This is a genomic window from Mastigocoleus sp. MO_188.B34 (assembly GCF_030065675.1).
Lineage (GTDB): Bacteria > Cyanobacteriota > Cyanobacteriia > Cyanobacteriales > Nostocaceae > Mastigocoleus.
On record NZ_JASJDK010000021.1, the window covers coordinates 41,653 to 67,170 of the forward strand.

A 25,518-nucleotide genomic window follows, 5' to 3' on the forward strand; every position below is an offset into this window, starting at 1 on the left:
TCATAAGTTGAGTAATGAGTCGTAGAGACGCGACATGTCGCGTCTGTACAGAATTCAGAATTCAGAAGTCAGAAGTAAGGAGTCAGGAGTCAGAAGTCAGAAGTCAGAATTCAGGATTACCCATTACCAATTACCCATTAGCCATCACCAATCACCAATTACCCATTACCAATTACCATTAAAATTGACATAAATCGATATATACCGACTTTTTCTTAGATTTTTTTAACTTATTGGGGACTAATTTATATATGGTAGACATTAAATGTGGAAATATCACCTTTACTAACATCGAGGCTATTTTATTCGATAAAAATGGTACTTTAGAAGATTCTGAAACATTTTTGCGTCACATTGCTCAAAAGTCAGCCCGAATTATCGACGCCAAAATCCCTGGGATTGGAGAACCATTATTAATGGCATTTGGGGTAGATGGAGGTAAACTCGATCTAGCTGGTTTAATCGCAGTTGCAAGTCGTCAAGAAACTGAAGTTGCTGCAGCTGCATACATCGCTGAAACTGGAAGAGGATGGTTTGAGTCTTTGCAAATTTCACGTCAAAGCTTGGATGAAGCGGAAAAATCTTTTGGTAATACCCATGCACCTTTGTTTCCTGGTGCTTTAGAACTACTGAAAAATCTATCAATCACAGAACTAAAACTTGGTATTCTTTCTGCTGCTACAACCGAAGAAGTACAAGGGTTTATTAATTATCATCAGTTGAATGATTATATGCAATTGGGAATGGGAGTAGATGGAAATATTTCCAAACCAGACCCCAGATTATTTTTGCAAGCTTGTGAATCTTTGGGAGTAGAACCGAGTAAGACTCTAATGGTAGGGGATTCGGTAGGCGATATGCAAATGGCGAAGAATGGTAAAGCTAACGGTTGTGTCGGTATTACTTGGATCGGGAGAAATGATAATGTCAAAGGTGCAGATGTAGTGATTAATAAACTGGAGGAAATTCAGGTAGAAGCATAGGTAAAAAGTAAAAAGTAAAAAGTAAAAAGTAAAAAGTAAGAAGTAAGAAGTAATAATTTTTTATATTCTTATTTGTTGCTTATTCTACCAATTACCCATTACCAATTACCATAAACAGTTGTCGATATTCAGACCAATGAGTTAATGAATCAAAATATAATTTAAAACTTATCTAACTCACACATCAATAACTTCCAGTCGAACCCAAGTTTTCGGTCCAACAACTCCATCTATAGTTAAATCATAGTGTTTTTGAAATTTCTTCACTTCTTTCTCTGTCGCAACACCAAATATTCCATCAACAACTACGGGACCCAAACCAATACCATTTAAACGTCGTTGGAGATATTCAACATCTTCACCTGTGCTACCAAGACGTATAGTAGGAGGAAATATTAGGTCATTTTCATCAATATCAATCGTATCTAATACTGCCCAAGTTTGAGAACCTACAATTCCATCTACAGTCAAACCATATTGCTTTTGAAAAACAGTCACAGCTTCTTGTGTTGCTCGACCAAATATACCATCAACGACTAAAGTGTTATCAGCAACAGTACCATTCAAAACTTTTTGTAAATCCTTAACGTCATCACCAGTACTACCAAGGGTGAGAGTAGGACGAACGATTGTGGTTTGAGTTGCGTAAGACATAATTTTTGAATTCCTTTAACTGGATGTTTGTGTGTTTTCGATATGTTGCATTTCCTGTATATTTATCCAAATCGAACAGTAAATATTACGTATTTTTAGCTAGGATAAGTGTCAGAATAATATTTGTCACATAGTAAAATGCTACTGATAAACATATTTTTTGGAATATCAGTAGACGATTTTAAAATTGTCACAAATTAAACGATAGTGAGGTGATTGTTAAATGGCTAAAATAGAGGAATATAGACAGCATATAAAAGAATTACTTGTAGCATATAGTCAATATACAAAATCTAATAGCGAAGTAGAAGCGCAGACAATTTTTGATGCAGAAAACAACCACTATAGTCACAACTCTCAGCAAGACTTAAATCTACTGAAAATTTTACCAATACTATAATACTAAAAGCATCTACAAGATTTACCGCCTGAGTTCCGGTCTATTAGGGATTTCCAAAAATAATTAACATCATAATTTGAAGCTGTAGGGGCGCACCGACGTGCGCCCTATCGAATGGTATGGTTTTTTATGAGTTTTTCTATATACATGTTAAGTTGAGCAACAACTTCATCGGGTAGGTCGAAGGTAACTTGCATATTTTGGAGATTTTTATTCTTCAGTATACAACCGATATTTTTTGTTTGTTTAGATTACCCTCACTAAACCCGAAAAACCTTGTAGAGACGCGCCATGGCGCGTCTCTACATTTGAAATATGGTGTGTTTCTACATTTGAAACAACCTTAAATTGTCAGTTGGTTTAATTTAAACTAATTTAAATCCAAATTCCTAAACCTGAGCTTCTTCCTTGACCAACTTATCCCAACCCAAATCTTTCAAACTATTATTCCGACGTAGGGGACGAGTCACCAACTCCAAAATATCCCGAGCATTAGTAAACCCGTGAATTTGTGCAAAGGTAAACTCTACAGACCACTTGGTGTTAATTCCCCGTGCTTCTAAGGGGTTAGCATGAGCCATACCTGTAATCACAAGATCCGGTTTAATTTCTTTAATCCGTTGTAATTGATTGTAATTATCTGGTTTCTCCACAATTGTGGGTAACGGTACACCCATTTCTTTACAGGTTTTTTCCAGAAATGCTAACTCTGCAGCTTGGTAACGTTTATCCATGTAGGGAATACCAATTTCGGGAACCGTCATTCCACAGCGAATCAAAAATCTTGCTAAGGAAATTTCTAGTAAGTTGTCTCCCATAAAGAACACAGATTTACCGCGAATTAGTTTCACGTAATCTTCTAAGTTTTCCCAAATCTGCGCTTCCCGTTCGTCTAAACCTTTGGGAGTAATTCCAAATACCGAGCAAATCTTTTCGATCCAAGCTCTACTACCATCGGGACCAATGGGGAACGGTGCACCAATTAACTTACACTTACGACGTCGCATTAAGGTCGTCGCGGTTCTACTCAGGAAGGGGTTAATCCCAGAAACATAATATCCTTCTTCAATTACCGGTAATTCAGTGAAGCGTTTAGCCGGTAACCAACCAGAAACCTTAATTCCTTGCTTTTTCAGTTCTAAGCTTAACTGGGTAACTACAGGATCGGGTAAAGAACCAAATAAAACTAATGGTGGGTGATCTACATATTCCGATTCTTCTTGGGCGATTTCTTCTTTCTTCTTACCGAAGTTGAGGAGTTTTTTGATCCCAGTGCGTTCGTCCTTGTCACTTTGTGCTACGGGAGCTTCTTTAGGACAACGTGCAGCCATTGCAGCGAGAACTGTATCTTCCCCTTGGGTGAAAGCATAATCTAAACCATTCGCTCGTGCAACCACAATGGGAATCCCAATTTCTTCTTCCAAATTGGGCGCTAAACCTTCCAAATCCATCTTAATGATTTCAGTGGTGCAGGTACCGATCCAAACAATTACACTAGGATTGCGATCGCGTTTAATTTGCAAACATAACCGCTTTAATTCTTCGTAATCATTTAATTTGGCGGAAATATCCCCTTCTTCCAATTCTGCCATTGCATAGCGGGGTTCAGCAAATATCATTACCCCCATCGCATTTTGGAGAAAGTAACCGCAGGTTTTGGTTCCAATTACCAAGAAAAAGCTATCTTCAATTTTTTGGTATAACCACGCAACGCAACTAATGGGACAAAAAGTATGATAGTTACCAGTTTCGCATTCAAAGTTTAAAGATGGTGAATTTGAAGATTGTGATTGTGCAACGGTCATGTTGGTGTTCTCCCCTTGGTTCGACATTCAGGATTTAAGAATTCAAGATTTAAGAATTCAGGATTTAAGAGTCAAAATATTTTGTAGATTTATCGCACTAAGTAATTAGGTTCGGACATTGATTAAAACTGCAAACTATAATTAATAAACTTTTGACTTCTTACTTATGTCCTACGGACACGCAATAACTATAGCTGCGCTACCTGCGGATCCGTTACGCTTCGCTAGGCGCTAATGAATTTTGACTTGTGTATAGCGCTATACAGGAATTTTCATTTCAATCACATATTTAGATTCCCAAATGTACAGACGCGAAATTTCGCGTCTCTACAGTAAAACCCCTAAATTTAATAGCACTTAAGTGTCAGGAAAAAGGTTAGCGATTTCCGTATCGTCAAATGCATTTCCCGGCTCATTTTCTCCCGACTGCTCTTCATTATGTGCGCCATCGGGAACTGAAGATTCTTCTCCCCAGACATCCATTAATACATTGCTGAACTCATGGGAATCATCATCAGTATCGAGATTTTCTAGGGTTTCTTCGTTGTGGTTTCCGAGGATTTGGGTATCTGCGTCAAAGGAAATCTCCCCAAATTCATCGCCGGATTCACCATTATTGAATCCTTGGGAACGATGGCGATCTTGGGTATCTTCATACCCATCAGCTTCACCCACCGGTTCGTGTTCTCCCATTACCGCTTCAACATAGGAAACACCATCCCCAGACATTTCCGTGGAATGTCCTTTGGCGAGAAATTCTTTCGCAACCATGATTTCGCGATCGAATTCATCTACAGGTTCTTCCCCCATTTCACCTCGAGTTGCGATCGCAGAACCATCACCATCAACTTCGTCGGTTTCCACCGGAGGAATAATACGGTTACCAAGAGCCATTTCTGGGTCGAAATGCAAATCTAAAACTTCAATTAAAGTATCAGCATCGGCATTCAACTTAGAGAAAGGAAGCATTAACTGCGCTAATTTTGGCTCTAAGGCGTTTGCAACTCCCAGGATGAGGTATGAAGGTGGTCGCTTACCTCCATCGGGTGTATAAACCGATTCTACCTGCATATGCAGGGTAATCCAGTCACGATTGGTTTGGTAAAAATTTAACCACTTTTGTCGTAAAGAATCAGTAAAACTGTAAAAAAATGCCATACGCCTCATCCTAAGAAATAGAATTAATGTTTTATACAATCATTAAGTCTAATTCCTCTTCCGGATTAGTGACCTGTGGTTTACTCGGATTTAGGTAAAAATCTGACAACAATGCAAATAAATCTCGATCTTGAGCATCCTTAGGAACTACTCCTTCCGGGCGTGCCAGGATTTGATCGGCAATATTTAAATAATAATCACAAACATAATTTAAGGATTCTTCGGACTCCGCCATTTCAAATAAGGTCTTTCCCTTCACTCTGGAAACACGGATATCTTCAATTAAAGGTAATACTTCTAATACTGGCATAGGTACGGCTTCTACGTACTTATTAATTAAATCTCGTTTAGAAGTGCGGTTACCAATTAGACCAGCTAATCGTAAGGGGTGAGTACGTGCTTTTTCTTTCACAGAAGCTGCGATCCGGTTAGCTGCAAACAAAGCATCAAAGCCGTTATCAGTAACAATCATGCAGTAATCGGCATAGTTCAAAGGTGCAGCAAAACCACCACAAACCACATCCCCTAAAACATCAAACAAAATTACATCATACTCATCAAAAGCATTTAATTCCTTGAGTAATTTTACTGTTTCGCCAACTACGTAACCTCCGCAGCCAGCACCAGCGGGGGGACCACCAGCCTCAACACAGTCTACTCCGCCATAACCCTTATAAATTACATCTTCGGGCCAAATGTCTTCGTAGTGATAGTCCTTTTCTTGCAGGGTATCGATAATTGTTGGAATTAAAAACCCAGTGAGAGTGAAGGTGCTGTCATGTTTGGGGTCGCAACCAATTTGTAGGACTTTTTTGCCACGTTTAGCTAAAGCGACCGATATATTACAGCTTGTAGTTGATTTACCGATACCACCTTTTCCGTAAACTGCTAGTTTCACCTTACTTTGCCTCTTACTGTTGTTTTTTATATCAGTTAGTTGTCGGTTAACAGTTACCAGTTACCAGTTAACAGTTAACAGTTTTTTTCGTTAGCTGTTTGTTGTTGTCTATTCGATAGTTTTCAACTTACAACGAAAATAAAGGTCTTTAATCGACATTTAGGGTATTAAAAGGGTAAATAGTGATTTTAAAGGTATCATGCACAACTATTTTGTTTGTTCATGCTTTATATACATTTAATATTCTTCAAAAATATATTTTATGTTTGACTTATATAAAAATAGTTACAAAATAAAAATAATATATAAAAAATTTCCCTGTGATTTAAGCTTTTCAGTGGGCTTTAAATAACCTCTGGGAACTTAATGACTTATGGGAAAAGCATGTTTGTTTGTAGTTGCGCTTTAGCGCAAAAATTTGCCTATGGCGCTGAAGTGCAACTACGAACTCGATCATAATCAGTACTCAAAATCTAGAATTTGATGACTTGCAATGAGTGTGATTACGATGCGAATGCTCATGCACTTTGTGCTTATCGCAATTAATTTAAAAAATCATAAAAAATAAAAACCCAGTTGCGACAATAAATCCCATCTACTCGGCGTAATAAGTTGGGGGTTTATGCTCACACAATGTAAAAAAATATAACTTTTGCGGAAAATTCTCAAAACTTAACGAATAGTCGTCAATACTCCAAGGTCTAACCCCTACATAATCCAATACAGTTCAGATAAGCCTAAATTTCTTGGTAGAGACGCGACATGTCGCGTCTCTACAGTGGTATTTGTTTTAAAAAAAGTTTTAACTGAACTGTATTGCTACATAACCTCCCAAGAGATCTAACCCCCACCTAACCTCCCCCGAGGAAGGAATAATCTAGCCTAATCCCCTCCATGCATTTCTTGTAACGATAACCAACCTGCTTCCCATTGAGAACGGTCTTTGAGTAATTGTGCATTAATCCAAAAACGTACTTTGGGATCGCAAGCTGCAACCATTTCGGCGTAAACCCATTTACTTTGATTTTTGCGGTTAATGACTCGAAAGTGTCGCCATCCATCTATTTTTTTCTGCGATGTCCATTTTGAGTTGAGTAGATGAGGATATTTTTGTTTTTTCGGCATTGTTGGGGATTGGGGATTGGCGACTGTCAATTGGCTATTGGGTAATATATTTGACTTTAAATAGGAAATTTTCAAATATTGACCGAAGATGGTTGCAAGTATCAAATAATTAGGTAAAACATTTCTTGAAAGGCATATATCTAAATCAAAAGTTCTAAATCAATAATCCAAACAACCAGCTTAGAATTTAAAATTAAGATTTTATTTAGATTTGAAATCTATAATTTATGTTTATGTCCAACGTGAATTAAATTGAGCCTTGTAATAAGGGTTTTAAGAAACGCTATAAATCAATCATATTTGTGATTATTTGCACGAATTAACGTTATTTCAGCTTCGAATTCACACAACACATAATTTTAATTTTTTTATTCCTTACTCATTACTCCTTAGGAATGAGAGTTTAATAACCTGTAATTCTGAAATTTGGAGTGGTGCGTTACGCGATGCTAACAGCACCCTACTTTTGTACTTTATTTAATTCACATTCCTTACTCATTACTTACTTACTTATTACTTATTACTTATTACTCCTTACTATAAGTTGAGATTTATTAAGAAGTCTATTTCAAAATGCACCTGGAGCGCAAGGCTCGCAAGCACCGCAGGCGCATATCATGGAGGATTTTTTAATTGTGACTATAGTCACTCCCCACCAATATTTCTTCATGGCATGATTTGGTTGCCACTATGGCTAAATGTTTGATACACCAACTTGCCATTTTCCCGGATGCATAAGGAGAAAAATTTAATATTTTCCCAACAAGTATTAATGTTGTTAACTATTTTGCGTTTTTTCTCAATGAGGGTTTCCACAGCAACTTGACTGGGACACAAAATCTCTAAAGTTCCCGTACCATCTGTTTGATAGAGAATTCGAAATAAGCAATCTTGGAGCAAAGCCCGACTACAACCATCAAACAACTGTTGAAAGCGTCTGAGTTTTTCTCCTTCACTCATCTCACCAGTGAGTTTTGGATAAAACAAGTCTTCGCGCTCAAAATTGAATTCTTCGTCTTCGAAATTGTAGGAGTCGGTCATATTTTTAGCTCTACCTCATCTTATTTCTGGCATCATAGTAACTCTATCTGAGTTACACAAAAAACATGCTGTTTTCAGTATTTAGGTGTTCAACGATAATTAAGGTTCTAAGTCATCAAACTATCTGGGGGAGGGGAAAAATCAAAAATGAAACTAAGCAAATTGATTTCAACTGCAAGTAATGGACGGTAATTCTACTTTCAGGAGTCGCGAACACCGATCCTGTCAGTTTTTCTGCTTTTCTACAATATTTAATAAGAACTGATATTTTCTATCTTAGTCATAATTCACGGCGCTAAGTAAGTCAGCGCTAAGTAAGTTATTCGTTTTCCTACTAAGCCTATGCAACCTACTAATCCAGATAAGTTTACGGAAAAAGCTTGGGAAGCGATCGCCCATACTCCAGACATTGCGAAACAAAATCATCAGCAGCAAATTGAAAGCGAGCATTTGATGAAAGCGCTGCTAGAACAGGAAGGACTAACCAATAGTATTTTTAATAAAGTTAGCGTCAGCGTTCAGCGAGTCCGGGAGTACACAGATCAATTTATCCAAAAACAACCAAAAGTTTCCGGTAGCAGTACTTCTGTATATCTCGGAAAAAGTTTAGATAGTCTTTTGGATCGAGCAGACGGTTACCGCAAAGAATTTGGCGATGAATATATTTCTATTGAGCACGTAATAATCGCTTACGCCAAAGATAATCGTTTTGGTAAAGGTTTGCTCCAAGAATTTGGATTGAATGAAGCAAAGCTCAAAAATACGATTAAGCAAATTCGAGGAAACCAGAAAGTGACCGATCAAAATCCAGAAGGTAAATATCAATCATTGGAAAAATATGGGCGCGACCTGACAGAAGCAGCCCGAGAAGGTAAATTAGATCCGGTGATTGGAAGGGATGATGAAATTCGCCGCACGGTGCAAATTTTATCCCGTCGTACGAAAAATAATCCGGTTTTAATTGGGGAACCGGGTGTTGGTAAAACTGCGATCGCAGAAGGTTTAGCCCAGCGCATTGTTACTGGTGATGTACCCCAATCTTTGAAGGACCGTCAATTAATTGCACTGGATATGGGTGCTTTAATTGCGGGAGCAAAATTCCGGGGTGAATTTGAAGAACGTCTCAAAGCGGTATTAAAGGAAGTTACCGAATCTGAAGGTAATATTGTTCTATTTATTGATGAAATTCATACCGTAGTCGGTGCTGGTGCAACCCAAGGTGCAATGGATGCGGGGAATTTATTAAAACCCATGTTGGCTCGGGGTGAGCTACGCTGTATTGGGGCGACAACTTTAGATGAATATCGTAAGTATATCGAAAAGGATGCAGCGTTAGAACGACGTTTCCAACAGGTTTTTGTCGATCAACCCAGTCCAATAGATACTATTTCTATTTTACGGGGTTTGAAAGAACGTTATGAAGTTCACCACGGGGTGAAAATTGCTGATAGTGCTTTAGTCGCTGCTGCAACTTTGTCTAGTAGATATATTTCCGATCGCTTTTTACCAGATAAAGCCATTGACTTGGTTGATGAAGCAGCGGCTAAGTTAAAAATGGAAATTACTTCCAAACCAGAAGAGATTGACGAAATCGATCGAAAAATTTTGCAGTTGGAAATGGAGAAGTTATCGCTGCAAAAGGAAAGCGATCCCGCTTCTCGCGAACGTTTGGAAAGATTAGAAAAAGAATTAGCCGATCTCAAGGAAGAGCAACGGACTTTAAGCGCTCAGTGGGAGTCGGAAAAAGGCGTAATCGCCAAAATTCAATCCGTCAAAGAAGAAATTGACCGGGTTAGTTTGGAAATTCAACAATCGGAACGCAACTACGACCTTAACCGGGCTGCCGAGTTAAAATACGGCAAGTTAACTGATTTACATCGTCAATTAGAAGCAGCCGAAGTCGAGTTAACTCAAACCCAACACAGTGGAAAATCATTGTTGCGGGAAGAGGTCACAGAATCAGATATTGCGGAAATTATTTCTAAGTGGACCGGAATACCAATCAGCAAATTGGTAGAATCTGAGAAAGAAAAATTACTTCACTTGGAAGAAGAACTGCATAATAGAGTGGTGGGACAAGAAGAAGCAGTAACAGCGGTTGCAGATTCAATCCAACGTTCCCGCGCGGGACTTGCAGATCCCAATCGTCCCATTGCAAGTTTTATTTTCCTTGGTCCCACAGGTGTGGGTAAAACCGAATTAGCAAAAGCTTTGGCGGTATATTTGTTTGATACCGAAGAAGCGATCGTCCGCATTGACATGTCTGAGTACATGGAAAAACACGCCGTTTCGCGGTTAATTGGCGCACCACCTGGTTATGTGGGTTACGATGAAGGCGGACAATTAACAGAAGCAATTCGTCGTCGTCCCTATGCAGTGGTATTATTTGACGAAATTGAGAAAGCTCATCCAGATGTTTTCAACATCATGTTGCAGATTCTCGATGATGGAAGGGTTACCGACGCTCAAGGTCATAAGGTAGATTTCAAAAATACCATTATTATCATGACCAGTAATATCGGTTCCCAATACATCTTAGATGTTTCTGGAGATGACTCACGTTACGAAGAAATGCGTCGTCGAGTCACAGAAGCAATGCGCAATAGTTTCCGTCCGGAATTTCTCAACCGGATTGATGAAACAATTATTTTCCACGCTTTGCAAAAGCCCCAGTTGCGGAAAATTGTCCAATTACAGGTCGAAAGATTGCGTCATAGACTTAGCGATCGCAAGATGTCGTTGAAGTTATCCGATGGTGCTCTGGACTTTTTAGCAGAAATTGGCTATGACCCAGTTTATGGAGCACGTCCCCTCAAACGAGCAATTCAGCGGGAGTTGGAAACGCAAATTGCTAAATGTATTTTGCGGGGTGAATTCAATGATGGGGATACCATTTTCGTTGATGTGGAAAATGAACGGCTTTCTTTTAAGCGTTTGAGCGCTGATTTGATTGCGACAGAGTCCAATTAATAAGTAAAACTAATATTATTTGAGGGGTTGCTGTTAATAATTTTAGGCTTATGGAGGCGTAGCATTGCTACGTCTCTAAGTTTTTTAGGGAAATATCTCGAATTTTGGGCAAATCTGAATCCAAAATTCTGTCATATCCATCCATCATAATTTCTAAAAATGACGAATATCTTACTGCTCTAGGATACCAGGTAGCAAATTCCCAAGCCTCCCATTCACCATCATCAAATGTCATTATGGATTATATCCAAAAGCATGTTTGCAAAAATTAGAAATTTTTCGAGCAAAATAAAATTGAAATATAAAATTCGATAAGTATAGTTATTTTTATTTTATTAGTTACAATAATTACTAAATCAATTTTGAAAGTTATAAATGGAGATTTTTTTAGTGAGTTTAAATTGAGCAACTCAATTGCACATTATAAATCTCGCGTGTTATTGAATAAAAGTATTCACCAGTGTTGAGAAATGAAATTTATTACCTCATAATTTAGCTGCGTACCCAAAGAGAAAATAAAAGAATGAGTCGCGCTTCAGCTTAATAGGTCTGTGCAAGAAATTTGGGAACTTTGGGACATATCCCCATTGTTTAGCAATTCATTTGAAAGTGTAACTAAGGAATGAGAGTTTAATAACCTGTAATTCTGAGATTTGGAATGGTGCGTTACGCGATGCTAACAGCACCCTACTTTTGTACTTTATTTAATCCACATTCCTAACTGAAGATTTGAAGGTACAGAAAAAACAAAGTATCCATAATAACAGCGAAATACATAAATATTACTTATTTCTATTTGCTGTTTCTTATTTTTTTGTGGGTATTCCTGAATAGAGAATACTAATCAAGAAATCAAATTATTGAAACATTGATTTTTAGTAGATATTTACATCAAAAGAATTACGGACTCACCAATGCGTTTTTGTGTAGTTGAAGCAATATCATATATGTGCACTCATTCATCTTTGATTTAATTTTATTTACAAATCTCAATATTTGTTTTCGTTCTTTTTAAACGAAAACAAAATAAATGTGCTTGTACAAGACAAGTTAAAAGTTAAATTAATTTATCAAATTAGTCTGAGGATTTTTGAGACTTAGCTCCTTTAAGGTCTGAAATCTTAGATAAATAGGTGTTTTATGTTCTTGAGTCCAACTTGTTTACTACTTAAAAGTAGTATTTGTAAAGTTTTCGCAACATATTGTCAAAAAATGATTTAATAAGAAAATTAAATCAAAAAGTTAAAAATCTTCAAAGAATAACTTATTACATTCTTGATATATTGTGAATCAGGCTACAAATTACGCGGTGTGCAGTTGTTCAATTTTTTTTATCGCGACTCTGAGTTAATGCAATCGGAGGATAATCCTTATTTTTCTAGTGGGAATGAGGGTCATGTTCTGGGAAAATTGTATCTGATGGGTATTAGATGCATTCACCAACTTGATTCGAGCCAACGGAAAATGATGAAGTGACTTCTCTTTTGGAGAAAATTTAAGGTTGAACAAAGTCTAAAAACAATTAGTGGAGTATAAAGGAAAACGGATACGATAATCTTTGTCTTTCACTAAGTGTTCTTAAGAGAACGAAAAAGAGAACGAAGTATAACCCTCTACCTGAGGGAGTTTCTAATAAACATTTTTTCTTGATTTCCCCTTTCATAGGGAGCAAGAGGAGTGGTAAAGAAAATTCGCAGATCGACGTAATTTGTTGTAAGTAAAGAGTGACTTGGAAGGGAAATATGTCTTACGCTCAAACGAGGACTCAGTCAAAATCAGGATATGAGGCAGGTGTTAAGGATTATCGATTAACTTACTACACACCCGATTACACACCAAAAGATACGGACCTTTTAGCGGCGTTCCGTATGACCCCCCAGCCAGGAGTACCTCCAGAGGAAGCTGGTGCTGCAGTTGCTGCTGAGTCTTCTACCGGTACATGGACCACTGTATGGACCGATTTGTTAACCGACCTAGATCGCTACAAAGGTCGTTGTTACGATATCGAGCCAGTACGTGGTGAAGATAACCAGTACATCTGTTATGTAGCTTATCCTTTGGATTTGTTTGAAGAAGGTTCTGTAACCAATATGTTGACCTCAATCGTAGGTAACGTATTTGGTTTTAAAGCTTTGCGTGCATTACGTTTGGAAGACTTACGTATTCCCGTTGCTTACCTAAAAACTTTCCAAGGACCTCCCCACGGTATCCAAGTTGAGCGCGATAAAATCAACAAATATGGTCGTCCCTTACTCGGTTGTACCATTAAGCCCAAGTTAGGTTTATCTGCGAAGAACTACGGACGTGCCGTATACGAATGTTTGCGTGGTGGTTTGGACTTCACCAAAGATGATGAAAACATCAACTCTGCTCCATTCCAACGTTGGCGCGATCGCTTTACATTTGTGGCTGATGCAATCCACAAAGCACAAGCAGAAACTGGCGAAATCAAAGGTCACTACCTAAACGTTACCGCTCCTACCTGCGAAGAAATGCTCAAGCGTGCTGAGTACGCGAAAGAACTCAACATGCCCATCGTAATGCATGACTACCTAACAGCAGGTTTCACAGCTAACACTACCTTAGCTCGTTGGTGTCGTGATAACGGTTTGTTGCTACACATTCACCGTGCTATGCACGCGGTTATCGACCGTCAGAAGAACCACGGTATTCACTTCCGGGTATTAGCTAAGTGTTTGCGGATGTCTGGTGGTGACCACATTCACACCGGTACAGTAGTTGGTAAGTTAGAAGGTGAACGCGGCATTACAATGGGCTTCGTTGACCTACTACGTGAGAACTATGTCGAACAAGATAAGTCTCGCGGTATTTACTTTACCCAAGATTGGGCTTCTATGCCTGGTGTAATGGCAGTTGCTTCTGGTGGTATCCACGTATGGCACATGCCCGCGCTGGTAGAAATCTTTGGTGATGACTCCGTACTACAGTTTGGTGGTGGTACTTTAGGTCACCCTTGGGGTAATGCTCCTGGTGCTACAGCGAACCGTGTAGCTTTAGAAGCTTGTGTCCAAGCTCGTAACGAAGGACGTAACTTGGCTCGCGAAGGTAATGACATTATCCGTGAAGCTGCAAAATGGTCTCCAGAATTGGCTGCTGCTTGCGAACTTTGGAAAGAAATTAAGTTCGAGTTTGAAGCAATGGATACCGTCTGATCGTTTAGGTAGGAAGTAAAAAGATAAAAGATCGAATTCAAATATTTAAGACAAATATAGTTGTTTTTTCTTTTGACTTTTGACTTTTAACTTTTTACTTATTACGGGCTGGGGTCAAGCATGAATATTAAACAAATTGCGAAGGACACAGCTAAGACGCTGCAAAGCTACCTGACTTATCAGGCTGTGAAAACGGTGATAGCTCAACTCAGTGAAACCAATCCACCTTTGTCGCTTTGGCTGCATCGCTTTTCTGTTAAGGATAAAATTCAAGATGGGGAAGCGTATATCGAAGATTTATTTCGTGAAAGTCCGGATTTAGCTTTACGAATAATGACAGTCAGAGAATATTTAGCGGAGGAGGTTACGGAATACTTACCAGAAATGGTGAGTGCTGGGATTACACAAGCGAATATGGAGCACCGTCGCAAGCATCTTGAGCGAATAACGCAATTAGATATTTCTAACCCCAGTTCGGGATCCCAACAGCAGCAATCTTCGGATCCTAGTTCAGATAGTCCTTAAGAGTTAGGGAACAGAAAACAGGGAACAGTTATAAAAATACTAATAAATGTTAACTGGTAGCTGTTCGCTGATAAATGTCAAATTTCGCAAAATAATTAATATTCGCCATGCAAACTTTACCAAAAGAACGTCGTTACGAAACCCTTTCTTACCTTCCTCCCCTCAGTGACGCTCAAATCAATCGTCAGATCCAATACATTTTAGAGCAAGGTTATTTCCCAGCAATTGAATTCAACGAAACCTCTGAACCTACAGAGATATATTGGACAATGTGGAAATTACCTTTGTTTAATGCTAGAAGCACCCAAGAAGTTTTGAACGAAATTCAAGCTTGTCGTTCTCAGTATCCTAGCTGTTTCATTCGTGTTGTTGGTTTTGACAACATTAAGCAATGTCAAATCCTCAGCTTTATCGTTCACAAACCCAACCAAGGTGGTTACAGATACTAGAAATTCAATTTAATTTTGGATTGAATTTGAATCAAAGCTTTTCAGACAAATATTACCTTACCTGAAGAATTGAGTTCCTCCCCGCGTATACAGCTGGGAGGTTTTTATTTTTTTGGTCGCAAACACAAGAAAATTTAGGAGTAATAAGTAATAAGTAATGAGTAATGAGTAATGAGTAATGAGTCAGGAGTCAGGAGTCAGGAGGAACCATTAACAGAAAACTTCTTATGGGATTTTTGTTGTTCTCAGCCTGCTTCACGTAAAAAACGTAGTGGACTGACACAGCTAAAATAGTGCATTAGCAAAATCCAAAAATCATTAATTGAAATAAATTTTAGGACAAATCTATTGCATCATTTTAGGCGTGTCAGTCCAGTAGGGTGTGTTAGCGATAGCGTAACGCACCATTGATAAGACTTTTGTACAACAACTTCAGAAACATCAAGTTTTAAGAAAATAGAGTTTTAAAAAAACTAGCAAAAATAAATAACCATAAAAGGAAACTAAGTAGTTGTAATTTGATTAAAAATTCTAAGGCAAGCAATTAATACTACCCTATAAAAAATAAAATTATTCGCATAGGAAAAGGGGAAATGCTTGATTTTCCCTTATTTTTTTAGATAGGGCTGAAGCCCGACTACGTACCAAGAAATCACCAATTACCCATTACCCATTACCCATTACCCATTACCAATTTCTCCTTATCGACATCCCGACGTCTAGGAACTTCATAAGTCAAGAAATCATGAGCCATTTGAGTTTTGGGAAAAATTGCTCGGGCTTCCTTAAGTAGGTCTTTGAGTTCTAAAGCATTTCCAGGAGCGTAACGGGGACTAAAATGGGTAATAATTAAACGACTAACTCCAGCATTTAAAGCTGTTTGGGCAGCCATTGTCGATGTAGAATGCAAACGTTGAAAAGCCATATCTGCATCTTGATGAGCAAAAGTAGATTCGTGAATTAATACATCTGCATCTTGGGCTAATTCCACTGCACCATCGCAATACACCGTATCAGTACAGTATGCTACTTTACGCCCGATTTCAGTTTCTCCACAAAAATCTTTTCCATGAAATACTCGACCGTCAGTTAATGTTACCGTCTCACCACGCTTGAGCTGTCCGTATACCCGACCTGGGGGAATTTCCATTGCTTGAGCTTTTTCAATGTCGAAGCGTCCCGCCCGGTCTTTTTCCGCAACTCGGTAACCAAAAGCACTTACTCGATGATGTAAAGCTCCGCAAGAAACTACAAATTCCTCATCTTCGTATATAATTCCTGGACGAACAGCATGAACTTTAATTGGATAAGAAAAATGAGTGTGAGAGTAACGTTGACAGGCTTGCAGATACTCATTAAGACCAGGAGGACCATAAATATCCATTCTTTGCACGTTACCAGCTAAACCACAACTAGCAAGGAGACCCATTAACCCAAAAATATGGTCGCCGTGCATATGGGTAATAAAAATTCGGGAAAGTTGACTGATTTTCAGTTCGCTGCGCAGAATTTGGTGCTGGGTTCCTTCGCCACAATCGAATAACCACAACTCTGCCCTTTGTGGTAATCTGAGGGCGACACTGGAAACGTTACGCGCTCGCGTTGGTACACCCGAACTAGTCCCTAAAAATGTTATCTGCACGACCTTATGTAGCCTTCCTCTTGCTCTTGATTAACATTATTTTTTCTATAGTGGCATGTAAACAGAAAAATAATTTTTCCAGCGTGATATAGCTTTGGGTTATTTTAGAGCATATTAACAGTTATAAGGAGTTTTTATACTTAATTATGGCACAAGCAGGTGAGCAAAATTTACTAGTATTAACTTTCTACATGATTGGTATAAGCTACGTCTTTAACCGCATGGTAGATTCAATTGACGACAAGGTTAAATATGAGTTTGATAAGGGAGCAATTGACGAACAATTAAAAGAACATAATCTTCAGGATGATGTGGGAGTTGCGTTTAAGTTTGATCCTTCTTATGACATCGGTAATCTCAAAGAAATGAAGTTGCTTCTCAACAATAAATCAGAAAACCTTGGCGTGTATGTCGATTGGGATAATACTTCTCTGGTGATTGATTTTGATAATTCTTCCCACAGAATTATTAGGACTTCCCCAGATTTATCTCGCGATCTGGGTACACCTCAGCATCCGACTTTAGTAGCACCTAAGAAGGGAATAGCTGCAACATTCAGTATTGAAAGTTCTTTTAAGCGAGATCAAGAGAAAGGTACTTATTCTCCAGAAAAGCCGATTATTCCCATCGCTGGATTAGAAAAGCATCCTGTAAAGGCGCGTAGAATATTATATAAAGATTTTATCACTAGGAAAAAAAATATCGCCTATTCATTGCAGTTAGTGCTGAGAGTATCTGATTTAAGAGTAGGTGTAGCACCTGGTGAGAATAAACCGCCAATGTATATTATTGATTGTCCGTTTACAATTAAAAAGCTACCTTGGACTTACGCAATGCCTTGGAATAAGAGAAGATAAACTAACTACACTACTTTGAGTCACAATTAATAAGTAAGGACCATACAATTCAGGAGTAATGAGTAACAAACTTGGATGAAACAGCATAAAGCTATAGCATTTCAATATAATTCATCACTGTTGTTTGAAAGCAGGTAAATTTAACTGAGATAGATTTTGATGACGATATTTATCTAAAATTAATTATTTATTTATTTGAACTTCGGTTTATTGAATTAGGTAACCCTTTAATTAATACATCTGTAACTTGGATGTGGGAAATTATTGACTATAGCTAAGGCAAAAGATATTAATATATGACTTACGCAACGAAGATTTGTCATTGCGACCGAAACGCAGTGTAGGGAAGCAATCTCAGAGTTCTTGCGATTACGTCGCTATCGCTCGTAATGACGCAATTACGTTAATTTTGCGTAAGTCCTATAATATTTACTCCTGACCCCGTATCCATAATTCCTTACTTCTGTTAATTCCTATTCTATGTCTAATTTTTACCAGTCCCCTCCAGAAATTTCTACTTCCTCACAGTCATATAACCTGACAAAAAAAGCTAAGTTGGGATGGTCATTGGATCGACGAGATCCAAAAACAATTGAAGCTTTTATGCCACTATGGGAATGGTTTTATCAATATTATTTCCGCGTACAAACTAGTGGTTGGGAACATGTTTCACCAAATGAAAAGGTTCTGTTGGTGGGTTCCCATAATGGGGGACTTGCTGCTCCCGATATGATTTTGATGATGTACGATTGGTTCAAAAGATTTGGAACCGAGCAACCTATTTATGGTTTGATGCATCCTTCAGCTTGGCAATTAAATTCTCAAATAGCAGAATTAGCAGCTAAAGTTGGAGCTATTGTAGCTCATCCGAAAATGGGTTATAAAGCCCTGCGTTCTGGAGCTAGTGTTTTAGTTTATCCTGGGGGAGCAAAAGATGTTTTTCGCCCCTATTCTCTACGCGATCGCATTTATTTTGGCAATAATCAAGCTTTTATTAAATTAGCGCTGCGAGAAAAAGTACCTATCGTACCGGTGATTTCCCATGGCGCTCATGATACTTTTATCGTACTTGCAGATATTTACGATTTTATAAAACAACTTCACGATTGGGGTATGCCTTGGTTTATGGGAATAGATCCAGAAACTTTTCCTATTTATCTGGGTTTACCTTGGGGAGTTGCTTTTGGTCCTCTCCCTAATATTCCATTTCCCGTAACTATTCGCACGAGAGTTTGTCCACCAATAGTTTTTGAAAGCTACGGTCGGGAAGCTGCTTGCGATCGCGAATATGTCAATGCTTGCTATAACACGGTCGTTAGTCAGATGCAGCGAGAATTAGATATTTTGGTTAGGAGCTAACCGTTTTTTTACCCAAATAGTTTGCTCAACAAATTGGTTTGAAAAATTTGCTTGAAAAATTTGCTTGGAAAATTTGCTTGGAAAATTTGCTTGGAAAACTTCAAAAATAAATAATGTGTTTAAAAAATAAAGATAATTTCCAAATCCCATTCTTCCTGAACGCGAACAATCTTAATTTCCCGAATAAATTCTCGAAAATAAAATCGACGTTCTGACTCAGATAAATCCCACCAAAATTGAGGGATAGAGACAGCTTGTGCTACTGACAATAAATTAACAGGGGGTAAGGTAGCTAATTTTGCCTGGAGTGCGGATATTTCTGTACGTAATTTATAGGTTCTGATTTTTGCTGTTTCTGAATCTAAAACCCCATTTTCAGTTAATTCAGGAATTTGAGTTAGAATTTTTTGCTGACTCTCAATGGTCGCAGTTAAATTATTTTTTACTGCATCTAACTGGGGAAAATCCATTTCACCAACAGAAGAAGGAAGATCGCGACAAACTGCATTTATAGTATTTTCTAGTACCTCTTGGTAAGGTAAAGCGCGACATTTTTTCGTTCTTTTGCAACTAGCAGGACGTAAATAGAGATATTCCTTTGTTTGGTAACGTTGAGTAACGCGGGTAACAATTGTGTGGGACTGACACTCACCACAAATCACTAAACCAGCCAGGGAGCGTGGTGCACTAGCACTTCGAGGTGCTAGACGACTATTACGACGCAGTAATCTATCTACCTGTGCTGCTTCTTCTCGGGAAATAATTGGCGTGTGGGTATCAGAAATAATTTCCCCATCTCGATATGCTGTGTCACCTCGATAAACTGGATTGGTTAACCAACGACGTCCGGTAGTTACAGAAATCTTTTTACCGTATTTTTTTGCTAAATAACGAACCGCACCCCGAAGAGAACCATATAACAAAAAATTCTCGAAAAAATCTTTGACGACAGGGGAAGTTGTACGGTCAATAATATATTTTTCCTTCCCACGACGGTAACCATAGGGAATTTTACCCGGTGGTGGTGCAGCATTCAAACGCTTGCGAGCATGACCTTGGCGAATACGACGACTACGTTGCTGTTTCTGAATCTCATGTAATAATTTCAGTAATTCTAGCTGGGGATGATTTTTGTTTGATGGATCTATTTGCAAACCTGTTTGAAAATCAATTTGAGACTTTACCCAAGAATCTACATCTGTGAAAGGAGACTTATAACCCTGCTCTACAGCAATTAAGATAATTCCCATCTCTTCAATTTTTGATAATAGGGAAGTTATATCTTGTAGAGTATCCCCCAATTCTTCCAAACGTCGCACCAACAATAAATCCGGTTCTTCTCTTTGAGAGTCTATTATCAATTTCTGTAACTGCGATCGCTTACCTAAATCTTCATACACTCGGTCGATATCCCACTCCCAATGGCTAAGATCGGGAGAATTTTCTATTAGGGGATCAGTGTAGGTGTAAGCAAATATTTTCATTTACAATTAATTTTCTTGGATCTGCCTTATGCATCAGCTAGCAGAACTTTTGTATATTAATCTTAGATGGTGATTCGTTACGGCTTGTTTTATATTTTTCTTTTCCCAATATAGCGATGCGTTACGGATTGTTCTATATTTTTCTTTTCCCCACATAGTGGTGCGGGCTTGTTTTATATTTTTCTTTTCCAAATATAGCGGTGCGTTACGGCTTGCTCTATATTTTTTCTTTACCCAAATATCTAAACGTAGCCTAACGCACCCTACAAATGATAACTGTAGCCTGTAAGGGCGTGGCGTTAGCCATAAACTGTTAGCAAAGCGTGCGCGGTCTAGCGTAAGCGTACTGTAAGTATTGCGCATTAACTGTTAACTGACAACTGTCAACCCTGACTTAACTCAATTATGTTTCCATCAGGATCTTGAGTAAATAATGCAGCACGACCAGAGGCACTTGGTTGAATTTGGCAGTTATAATTTAATAGTTGCTGTTTAGCAGCAGCTAAGTCGGAAACTGAAAAAGCAATGTGGGGGTTACGTCCCCATTTTTCATGTCTAATTTCTGTGGGGACAGATGGAGCGACAATGATGTGAAGTTGGGAGTTTCCGATTTGGTACCACGAACCAGGAAATTTCATCGGACGCTCTTCGACTTTAGGCAATTTTAAGATTTCACCATAGAAATGTTCTGCTCGTTCCAAGTCCGTAACCAAAACTGCTGTATGCAAGCACTGGGTAATTTCCATGGTTATACCTCGTCAGTGAGAAGTAATGAGTATGTTAGCGTAAGCGGGGCGCGCAAGCGCACAGTAATGAGTAATAAGTAACATTACTTGTTACTTATTACTCCCAATTCTGGCTTGTTTGCGAAGACAATATAAAACCAACAAAATAAATAAAACTAAGCCAGTAAAATACTTTATAGGATGGGGAATTCCAGGATTAGGAGAAAAGAAGCCTTCTATTGTACCGGCAATAATCAGCATGGGTACAATACCAAATACTAATTGTGCAGCTAGGGAACCATATAATTTTAAAGCTTCGCCACGGCGATATTTTCCTGGGAATAATAATGCTCGACCAATCAAAAACCCAGCCCCTCCCGCAAAAAATATCGCTGGTAATTCTAGAGAACCATGGGGAAAAACAAACGCCCAAAATGGATAAGCTAAGTTGTTTTGTCCAACTAAAGTTGCAATTCCACCAATATGTAAACCGTTATACACCATCAAAAATAATGTATATGCACCAAAAGTAATTCCACCAACTACTGCACCAAAGGAGACAGATATATTATTAATGGTTATGCTACTCGAGGCTAAGGGCTCAATGCCTAGAATTGAAGAACCCATCCACAATTTTCCTTCATCCCGAACGGAGGAGATAATCCGTTGGGGAGCAATCAAGGAGATAAAATTTGGATCTTGCCAAGCATACCACCAAGAAACTAAAGCTGCTAACAAAAATAAAGTTGTAGCAAAAAAAATGTAGAGAAAACTTTGTTGAACTACCCTTGGAAAACCCCACAGGTAGAAATCTATCACAGCTTTCCATTCCTGTCGTCGCGAACCTTGGTATATTTGCGAATATGCACGGGTTGTTAAAGTTTGGAGATTTTGTATCAAGTTAGTACCAATTTTTTGCGTGCGCGCTCGGGCGAGGTCTGCACTTACCGAACGATACAAACTTGCAAGCTCCCTAACTTCCCCAGATTTTAAAGATTTTAAACCTTTTTTTTCTACTTTTTTTAATAAGTTATCCAAGCGTTGCCAATTTGCTTCTCGCCTACCAATCCAACGTTGAATATTCATAAGTTTTGGGAATAATACCTTTGACTTGTCCTAAGATAACCACACATTCATTTATATAAGCATTGCCGTCCTTTTAAAATATGACTCCCAATAATTCTCCAGAATCAATAAAACCCTTAAGTGTAGGTAATGTTGTCACAGCAGGTATTCAGTTGTATCGTTCACATCTGAAGTCTTATTTCTTACTTGCATTGATTGGAAACTTATGGGCTTTTTTACCATTTATTTTTATAGTACCTGCGGTTTCACTGTTAATATTTGGTGCGAATAATGGTAACAATGTTGTTGTAGCTTCTTTGGTTGTAATGGCCATTGGGACAGTAATATATTTCTATTCCTTAGGTAAAGCGGCAATTAACGCAGCTACTATCTCTCGATTAGCATTTCAAGAATTAATCAATCAACCAGAAACAGTAAATACTGCTCGTGGTCAATTGCAACCAAAATTGTGGGCTTTTGTTCGACTTACTTTGTTGATGATATTAATATTTTTGGGAATATTTATTCCCTCATTTATTTTACTAGTTATTCCATTCTTGAATTTATTATTTATCATTCCAATTTTTGCCGGTTGGTTGTGGTTTTTTGCTCGTTTGATGATTTCTTATATAGTCTTAGCAGTTGAAGAAACAAATAGTTCTAGAGAATGTATTAGTCGCAGTTGGGATTTAACAAAGGAAAGTGTTTGGCGTATCGCTTTAGTATTAGTAGTCGCATTATTAGTCACAGCACCATTACAAATAATTATTCAATTTGTTAATCAAGCCATTCAGGAAATTTATATGCTACCGGCTGTTGAAGCTGCTAGAACCGGTTCAACAAACTCTATCGCTTTGGTTGCATTTTTTTACTTACTAAATTTAGCCCTAAGCTTTATATTTAGTTCGATGCTCTCACCATTTTGGCAAGCATTTCAAGCGGTTATTTACTATGATTTACGCAATCGTCGCGAAGGTTTGGGATTGAATTTGCGTAGCTAGAGCAGCTAAATTAAAAGTTAATAATTATTCGTTGAAGGCGCGCTGAACTTTTGCACGTCTTTACGAAAAAATATAACATCAATAAACTTAAATGAATATATTTAACAGTGTAAAATTTAGCACTCCGGAAAATGTAGAACTAGAATTAACTCTTGCTGGAATTGGTAACCGAGCTTTAGCATTATTAATTGACTATTGTTTCTTAGGGTTAATCTTATTATTTTTTGTCATCGCTGGATTAATTTTTTCTTTAATTTTTATCGATTTTTGGAACAACTTATTTGGCGTTCGAGCACCTGTATGGTTATTCGGTATTTCTTTATTTATTAACTATATAATTTATTCTGGATACTTTGTCTTTTTTGAAACAATATGGCAAGGTCAAAGTCCAGGAAAACGTCTTGCTAAGATTCGAGTGATTAAGGATGATGGTAAACCAGTAAGATTGACACAAATCGCACTACGTTCTTTGCTACGACCAATTGATGAATTACTATTTATTGGTGCGATTTTAATTATGTTTAACCGTTGGGAAAAACGTTTGGGTGATTGGTTAGCGGGAACAATCGTAGTTCAAGAACAAGTTCCAAATTTATCGGAAAGTTTAAGTATTTCAAAAGCTGGGGAATATTTAGCCACTGAATTACTAGAAAAAGCATATTTATCCGGACTTTTACCTGACGATTTTGCTGTAATTAAGGAATATTTACAAAGACGCTATAAATTAAGCCAGAAAGGTAAACATAACACTAGTTTACGTTTAGCTCGGGATGTGCAAGAAATCATTAAATTTCCAGAACTTCCAAAAAATATTAGTACAGATGATTTTTTAGAAGCAGTCTACTTAGCTTATCAGCAACAATCATCTTCTTAGTTGTGCAACAAGCTGCATTTGATGACCGATTACCAATTACCTATTTCTCAACTGTTACTAAACCCACGCATAAATAAATCGATTAAATTGGTACAAATAATCAAATCAAATAAATTAAATCTAGTGGGGTAGTACATTGCAACCGATAGAAAAACCTCGAACCTGGTGGATATTCCGTCTCGGCTCTGCTTTATTGCTAATAGGTCAAGTATGGCTTCACCTTCTCCAAGGAAAAGTTTGCTTGCGCCGGACAATCGAACATATGGTAACAGCCGGACCTGCAGCAATTTCACCGGTACTTTTGGTGAATGGATTTGCAGGAATGATTTTTACTATTCAAACAGCAAGAGAACTCGCACAGTTTGGTGCTTCTAATGCTATTGGTGGAGCTTTTGCTCTAGCTTTTTGTCGAGAACTAGCCCCGATTTTAAGTGCAAGTATCATTGCTGGACAAGTGGGTTCAGCTTTTGCTGCTGAAATCGGTTCAATGCGAGTTACCGAACAAATTGACGCGCTGTATATGCTCAAGACCGATCCCATCGACTATTTGGTTATACCCAGGGTCATTGCTTGCTGTTTGATGCTACCAGTAGTGACGATGATTGGTTTGGTAACTGGAATTGCTGGAGGAATGTTCGCAGCACAAAAGTTTTACCAAATAGAACCAGCAATATTTCTAGAATCAATTAGAGAATTTTTAGCTCAAGCAGATATTTTGATCGTACTGCTTAAAGCATTCATTTTTGGCATGGTAGTTGCTGTTATTGGTTGTAGTTGGGGATTAACAACTAAGGGTGGAGCGAAAGAAGTAGGAGCTTCAGCAACTGCAGCAGTTGTAACTACTTGGGTAGCTATTTTCATCATAGATTTTTGTCTTTCATTACTACTTTTTGAAGGACCAGCTTTGTAGAGAATTAAAGTCATGTAACTGATAATTTAACAATTGTGCCAAAAAAAAAACTGGTTTTTATCCCTGTTCTGGAATCAACTCTTTGTAAAGTGATGTTATTATTAGCAACCTGAGTGTTGATAATTGATTACAGATTTATCAATGCTTGTACAACTATGATTGTTTCAACAAGTATTAAGAGGTTAAAGCGATGAAAACTGCAACAGAAACCAGAACCAGTAAATCAACGACAAAATCTTCGAAGAAGAGACAGAAATCTTTTGCTTCTAGTAATATTGCTTGTCCTCCAAGAAAAGTCTCAAAACGTCAGCCAAAGCGTTCCTATGAATGCCTTAGTGATTGGGAGAATGCGAGCTAAAATTAACCATAAATTTGATAATTAGGTGTAATGTAGCAAGATTTTGTTCTGAAGTCCTATTA

25 protein-coding genes are annotated in these 25,518 nt (G+C 38.0%); 14 read left to right on the forward strand and 11 right to left on the reverse strand.

The window, feature by feature from the left end; translation table 11 throughout:
- Window positions 1-34: 34 nt before the first annotated feature.
- Both QNJ50_RS07960 and QNJ50_RS07965 read left to right on the forward strand, forming a co-directional pair.
- Window positions 35-193, forward strand: coding sequence for a hypothetical protein (locus tag QNJ50_RS07960; RefSeq protein ID WP_300633844.1), 159 nt, complete (start codon window positions 35-37; stop codon window positions 191-193).
- Window positions 194-251: 58 nt separating this feature from the next.
- Window positions 252-983 carry an HAD family hydrolase gene (locus tag QNJ50_RS07965; RefSeq protein ID WP_300633846.1) on the forward strand — a complete coding sequence of 244 codons (732 nt, stop codon included), beginning with the start codon at window positions 252-254 and terminating at the stop codon, window positions 981-983.
- A 177-nt stretch (window positions 984-1,160) separates the two neighbouring features.
- Here the strand turns inward: QNJ50_RS07965 and QNJ50_RS07970 are convergent, their stop codons facing one another.
- Window positions 1,161-1,637 (reverse strand): peptidoglycan-binding protein, encoded by a 477-nt coding sequence (locus tag QNJ50_RS07970; RefSeq protein ID WP_300633848.1) that lies wholly within the window; start codon window positions 1,635-1,637, stop codon window positions 1,161-1,163.
- 223 nt (window positions 1,638-1,860) lie between these two features.
- Between QNJ50_RS07970 and QNJ50_RS07975 the strand changes: the two genes are divergently transcribed.
- Window positions 1,861-2,037 carry an element excision factor XisI family protein gene (locus QNJ50_RS07975; protein ID WP_300633849.1) on the forward strand — a complete coding sequence of 59 codons (177 nt, stop codon included), beginning with the start codon at window positions 1,861-1,863 and terminating at the stop codon, window positions 2,035-2,037.
- A 389-nt stretch (window positions 2,038-2,426) separates the two neighbouring features.
- Here QNJ50_RS07975 and QNJ50_RS07980 read toward each other — a convergent pair whose 3' ends face one another.
- The 5 genes from QNJ50_RS07980 to QNJ50_RS08000 form a co-directional block, all read right to left on the reverse strand.
- Complete coding sequence (locus tag QNJ50_RS07980) at window positions 2,427-3,842, reverse strand: ferredoxin:protochlorophyllide reductase (ATP-dependent) subunit N (RefSeq protein ID WP_300633851.1); 1,416 nt, start codon at window positions 3,840-3,842, stop codon at window positions 2,427-2,429.
- Between the two features lie 357 nt (window positions 3,843-4,199).
- Window positions 4,200-5,000, reverse strand: a complete 801-nt coding sequence (locus QNJ50_RS07985) for a DUF5331 domain-containing protein (protein WP_300633853.1) — start codon at window positions 4,998-5,000, stop codon at window positions 4,200-4,202.
- Window positions 5,001-5,031: 31 nt separating this feature from the next.
- Window positions 5,032-5,898, reverse strand: coding sequence for a ferredoxin:protochlorophyllide reductase (ATP-dependent) iron-sulfur ATP-binding protein (gene bchL / locus QNJ50_RS07990; protein WP_300633855.1), 867 nt, complete (start codon window positions 5,896-5,898; stop codon window positions 5,032-5,034).
- Window positions 5,899-6,780: 882 nt separating this feature from the next.
- The gene (locus QNJ50_RS07995) at window positions 6,781-7,023 is read right to left on the reverse strand and encodes a TIGR02450 family Trp-rich protein (protein ID WP_300633907.1); all 243 of its coding nucleotides are present in this window, start codon (window positions 7,021-7,023) and stop codon (window positions 6,781-6,783) included.
- Window positions 7,024-7,689: 666 nt separating this feature from the next.
- A complete protein-coding gene (locus tag QNJ50_RS08000) occupies window positions 7,690-8,064 on the reverse strand; it encodes a hypothetical protein (RefSeq protein WP_300633857.1) in 375 nt (124 codons plus the stop codon).
- Between the two features lie 342 nt (window positions 8,065-8,406).
- Between QNJ50_RS08000 and clpB the strand changes: the two genes are divergently transcribed.
- On the forward strand, window positions 8,407-11,034 hold the full coding sequence (gene clpB, locus QNJ50_RS08005) for an ATP-dependent chaperone ClpB (RefSeq protein WP_300633859.1): 2,628 nt from the start codon (window positions 8,407-8,409) through the stop codon (window positions 11,032-11,034).
- Window positions 11,035-11,101: 67 nt separating this feature from the next.
- On the opposite strand, the gene QNJ50_RS08010 is transcribed toward clpB, so the two are convergent.
- Complete coding sequence (locus tag QNJ50_RS08010; RefSeq protein ID WP_300633861.1) at window positions 11,102-11,269, reverse strand: hypothetical protein; 168 nt, start codon at window positions 11,267-11,269, stop codon at window positions 11,102-11,104.
- Between the two features lie 1,507 nt (window positions 11,270-12,776).
- On the opposite strand from QNJ50_RS08010, the gene QNJ50_RS08015 reads away from it, so the two are divergent.
- The 4 genes from QNJ50_RS08015 (at window position 12,777) to QNJ50_RS08030 (ending at window position 15,475) form a co-directional block, all read left to right on the forward strand.
- On the forward strand, window positions 12,777-14,207 hold the full coding sequence (locus QNJ50_RS08015) for a form I ribulose bisphosphate carboxylase large subunit (RefSeq protein WP_027841980.1): 1,431 nt from the start codon (window positions 12,777-12,779) through the stop codon (window positions 14,205-14,207).
- 120 nt (window positions 14,208-14,327) lie between these two features.
- Window positions 14,328-14,732 (forward strand): chaperonin family protein RbcX, encoded by a 405-nt coding sequence (locus tag QNJ50_RS08020; RefSeq protein ID WP_300633865.1) that lies wholly within the window; start codon window positions 14,328-14,330, stop codon window positions 14,730-14,732.
- 107 nt (window positions 14,733-14,839) lie between these two features.
- Complete coding sequence (locus tag QNJ50_RS08025) at window positions 14,840-15,181, forward strand: ribulose bisphosphate carboxylase small subunit (RefSeq protein WP_027841978.1); 342 nt, start codon at window positions 14,840-14,842, stop codon at window positions 15,179-15,181.
- A gap of 171 nt (window positions 15,182-15,352) precedes the next feature.
- Complete coding sequence (locus tag QNJ50_RS08030) at window positions 15,353-15,475, forward strand: hypothetical protein (protein ID WP_300633868.1); 123 nt, start codon at window positions 15,353-15,355, stop codon at window positions 15,473-15,475.
- Between the two features lie 379 nt (window positions 15,476-15,854).
- Here QNJ50_RS08030 and QNJ50_RS08035 read toward each other — a convergent pair whose 3' ends face one another.
- Window positions 15,855-16,823 carry a ribonuclease Z gene (locus tag QNJ50_RS08035; protein WP_300633870.1) on the reverse strand — a complete coding sequence of 323 codons (969 nt, stop codon included), beginning with the start codon at window positions 16,821-16,823 and terminating at the stop codon, window positions 15,855-15,857.
- 146 nt (window positions 16,824-16,969) lie between these two features.
- Between QNJ50_RS08035 and QNJ50_RS08040 the strand changes: the two genes are divergently transcribed.
- Both QNJ50_RS08040 and QNJ50_RS08045 read left to right on the forward strand, forming a co-directional pair.
- Window positions 16,970-17,680: a hypothetical protein gene (locus QNJ50_RS08040; RefSeq protein ID WP_300633872.1), complete on the forward strand. Its 711-nt coding sequence runs from the start codon at window positions 16,970-16,972 to the stop codon at window positions 17,678-17,680.
- A 480-nt stretch (window positions 17,681-18,160) separates the two neighbouring features.
- Complete coding sequence (locus tag QNJ50_RS08045) at window positions 18,161-19,039, forward strand: lysophospholipid acyltransferase family protein (RefSeq protein WP_300633874.1); 879 nt, start codon at window positions 18,161-18,163, stop codon at window positions 19,037-19,039.
- A gap of 119 nt (window positions 19,040-19,158) precedes the next feature.
- On the opposite strand, the gene QNJ50_RS08050 is transcribed toward QNJ50_RS08045, so the two are convergent.
- The 3 genes from QNJ50_RS08050 to QNJ50_RS08060 all read right to left on the reverse strand — a co-directional run bounded on the left by QNJ50_RS08050 (window position 19,159) and on the right by QNJ50_RS08060 (window position 22,334).
- Entirely contained in the window at window positions 19,159-20,523 is a 1,365-nt protein-coding gene (locus QNJ50_RS08050; RefSeq protein WP_300633876.1) for a recombinase family protein, read from the reverse strand.
- A gap of 383 nt (window positions 20,524-20,906) precedes the next feature.
- Window positions 20,907-21,269, reverse strand: coding sequence for a VOC family protein (locus tag QNJ50_RS08055; protein ID WP_300633878.1), 363 nt, complete (start codon window positions 21,267-21,269; stop codon window positions 20,907-20,909).
- 90 nt (window positions 21,270-21,359) lie between these two features.
- Window positions 21,360-22,334, reverse strand: a complete 975-nt coding sequence (locus QNJ50_RS08060; RefSeq protein WP_300633879.1) for a stage II sporulation protein M — start codon at window positions 22,332-22,334, stop codon at window positions 21,360-21,362.
- Between the two features lie 80 nt (window positions 22,335-22,414).
- Here QNJ50_RS08060 and QNJ50_RS08065 point away from each other — a divergent pair, with 80 nt between their 5' ends.
- The 4 genes from QNJ50_RS08065 (at window position 22,415) to QNJ50_RS08080 (ending at window position 25,456) form a co-directional block, all read left to right on the forward strand.
- Window positions 22,415-23,314 (forward strand): hypothetical protein, encoded by a 900-nt coding sequence (locus QNJ50_RS08065; protein ID WP_300633881.1) that lies wholly within the window; start codon window positions 22,415-22,417, stop codon window positions 23,312-23,314.
- Between the two features lie 91 nt (window positions 23,315-23,405).
- Entirely contained in the window at window positions 23,406-24,188 is a 783-nt protein-coding gene (locus tag QNJ50_RS08070; RefSeq protein WP_300633883.1) for an RDD family protein, read from the forward strand.
- 136 nt (window positions 24,189-24,324) lie between these two features.
- A complete protein-coding gene (locus QNJ50_RS08075; RefSeq protein ID WP_300633885.1) occupies window positions 24,325-25,098 on the forward strand; it encodes an MlaE family lipid ABC transporter permease subunit in 774 nt (257 codons plus the stop codon).
- A gap of 190 nt (window positions 25,099-25,288) precedes the next feature.
- Entirely contained in the window at window positions 25,289-25,456 is a 168-nt protein-coding gene (locus tag QNJ50_RS08080; protein ID WP_201026231.1) for a hypothetical protein, read from the forward strand.
- Window positions 25,457-25,518: the final 62 nt, after the last annotated feature.

Coding starts and splice junctions, on each gene's coding strand:
- QNJ50_RS08010 (WP_300633861.1), bottom strand. CDS start 11,269: ATGACATTTGATGATGGTGAATGGGAGGCTTGGGAATTTGCTACCTGG.
- QNJ50_RS08055 (WP_300633878.1), bottom strand. CDS start 21,269: ATGGAAATTACCCAGTGCTTGCATACAGCAGTTTTGGTTACGGACTTG.
- QNJ50_RS08045 (WP_300633874.1), top strand. CDS start 18,161: ATGTCTAATTTTTACCAGTCCCCTCCAGAAATTTCTACTTCCTCACAG.
- QNJ50_RS08065 (WP_300633881.1), top strand. CDS start 22,415: ATGACTCCCAATAATTCTCCAGAATCAATAAAACCCTTAAGTGTAGGT.
- QNJ50_RS08020 (WP_300633865.1), top strand. CDS start 14,328: ATGAATATTAAACAAATTGCGAAGGACACAGCTAAGACGCTGCAAAGC.
- QNJ50_RS08040 (WP_300633872.1), top strand. CDS start 16,970: ATGGCACAAGCAGGTGAGCAAAATTTACTAGTATTAACTTTCTACATG.
- QNJ50_RS07970 (WP_300633848.1), bottom strand. CDS start 1,637: ATGTCTTACGCAACTCAAACCACAATCGTTCGTCCTACTCTCACCCTT.
- QNJ50_RS07975 (WP_300633849.1), top strand. CDS start 1,861: ATGGCTAAAATAGAGGAATATAGACAGCATATAAAAGAATTACTTGTA.
- QNJ50_RS08070 (WP_300633883.1), top strand. CDS start 23,406: ATGAATATATTTAACAGTGTAAAATTTAGCACTCCGGAAAATGTAGAA.
- QNJ50_RS08030 (WP_300633868.1), top strand. CDS start 15,353: ATGAGTAATGAGTCAGGAGTCAGGAGTCAGGAGGAACCATTAACAGAA.
- QNJ50_RS08025 (WP_027841978.1), top strand. CDS start 14,840: ATGCAAACTTTACCAAAAGAACGTCGTTACGAAACCCTTTCTTACCTT.
- QNJ50_RS08050 (WP_300633876.1), bottom strand. CDS start 20,523: ATGAAAATATTTGCTTACACCTACACTGATCCCCTAATAGAAAATTCT.
- QNJ50_RS08080 (WP_201026231.1), top strand. CDS start 25,289: ATGAAAACTGCAACAGAAACCAGAACCAGTAAATCAACGACAAAATCT.
- QNJ50_RS07995 (WP_300633907.1), bottom strand. CDS start 7,023: ATGCCGAAAAAACAAAAATATCCTCATCTACTCAACTCAAAATGGACA.
- QNJ50_RS07980 (WP_300633851.1), bottom strand. CDS start 3,842: ATGACCGTTGCACAATCACAATCTTCAAATTCACCATCTTTAAACTTT.
- QNJ50_RS07960 (WP_300633844.1), top strand. CDS start 35: ATGTCGCGTCTGTACAGAATTCAGAATTCAGAAGTCAGAAGTAAGGAG.
- QNJ50_RS08000 (WP_300633857.1), bottom strand. CDS start 8,064: ATGACCGACTCCTACAATTTCGAAGACGAAGAATTCAATTTTGAGCGC.
- clpB (WP_300633859.1), top strand. CDS start 8,407: ATGCAACCTACTAATCCAGATAAGTTTACGGAAAAAGCTTGGGAAGCG.
- QNJ50_RS08015 (WP_027841980.1), top strand. CDS start 12,777: ATGTCTTACGCTCAAACGAGGACTCAGTCAAAATCAGGATATGAGGCA.
- QNJ50_RS07985 (WP_300633853.1), bottom strand. CDS start 5,000: ATGGCATTTTTTTACAGTTTTACTGATTCTTTACGACAAAAGTGGTTA.
- QNJ50_RS08060 (WP_300633879.1), bottom strand. CDS start 22,334: ATGAATATTCAACGTTGGATTGGTAGGCGAGAAGCAAATTGGCAACGC.
- QNJ50_RS07965 (WP_300633846.1), top strand. CDS start 252: ATGGTAGACATTAAATGTGGAAATATCACCTTTACTAACATCGAGGCT.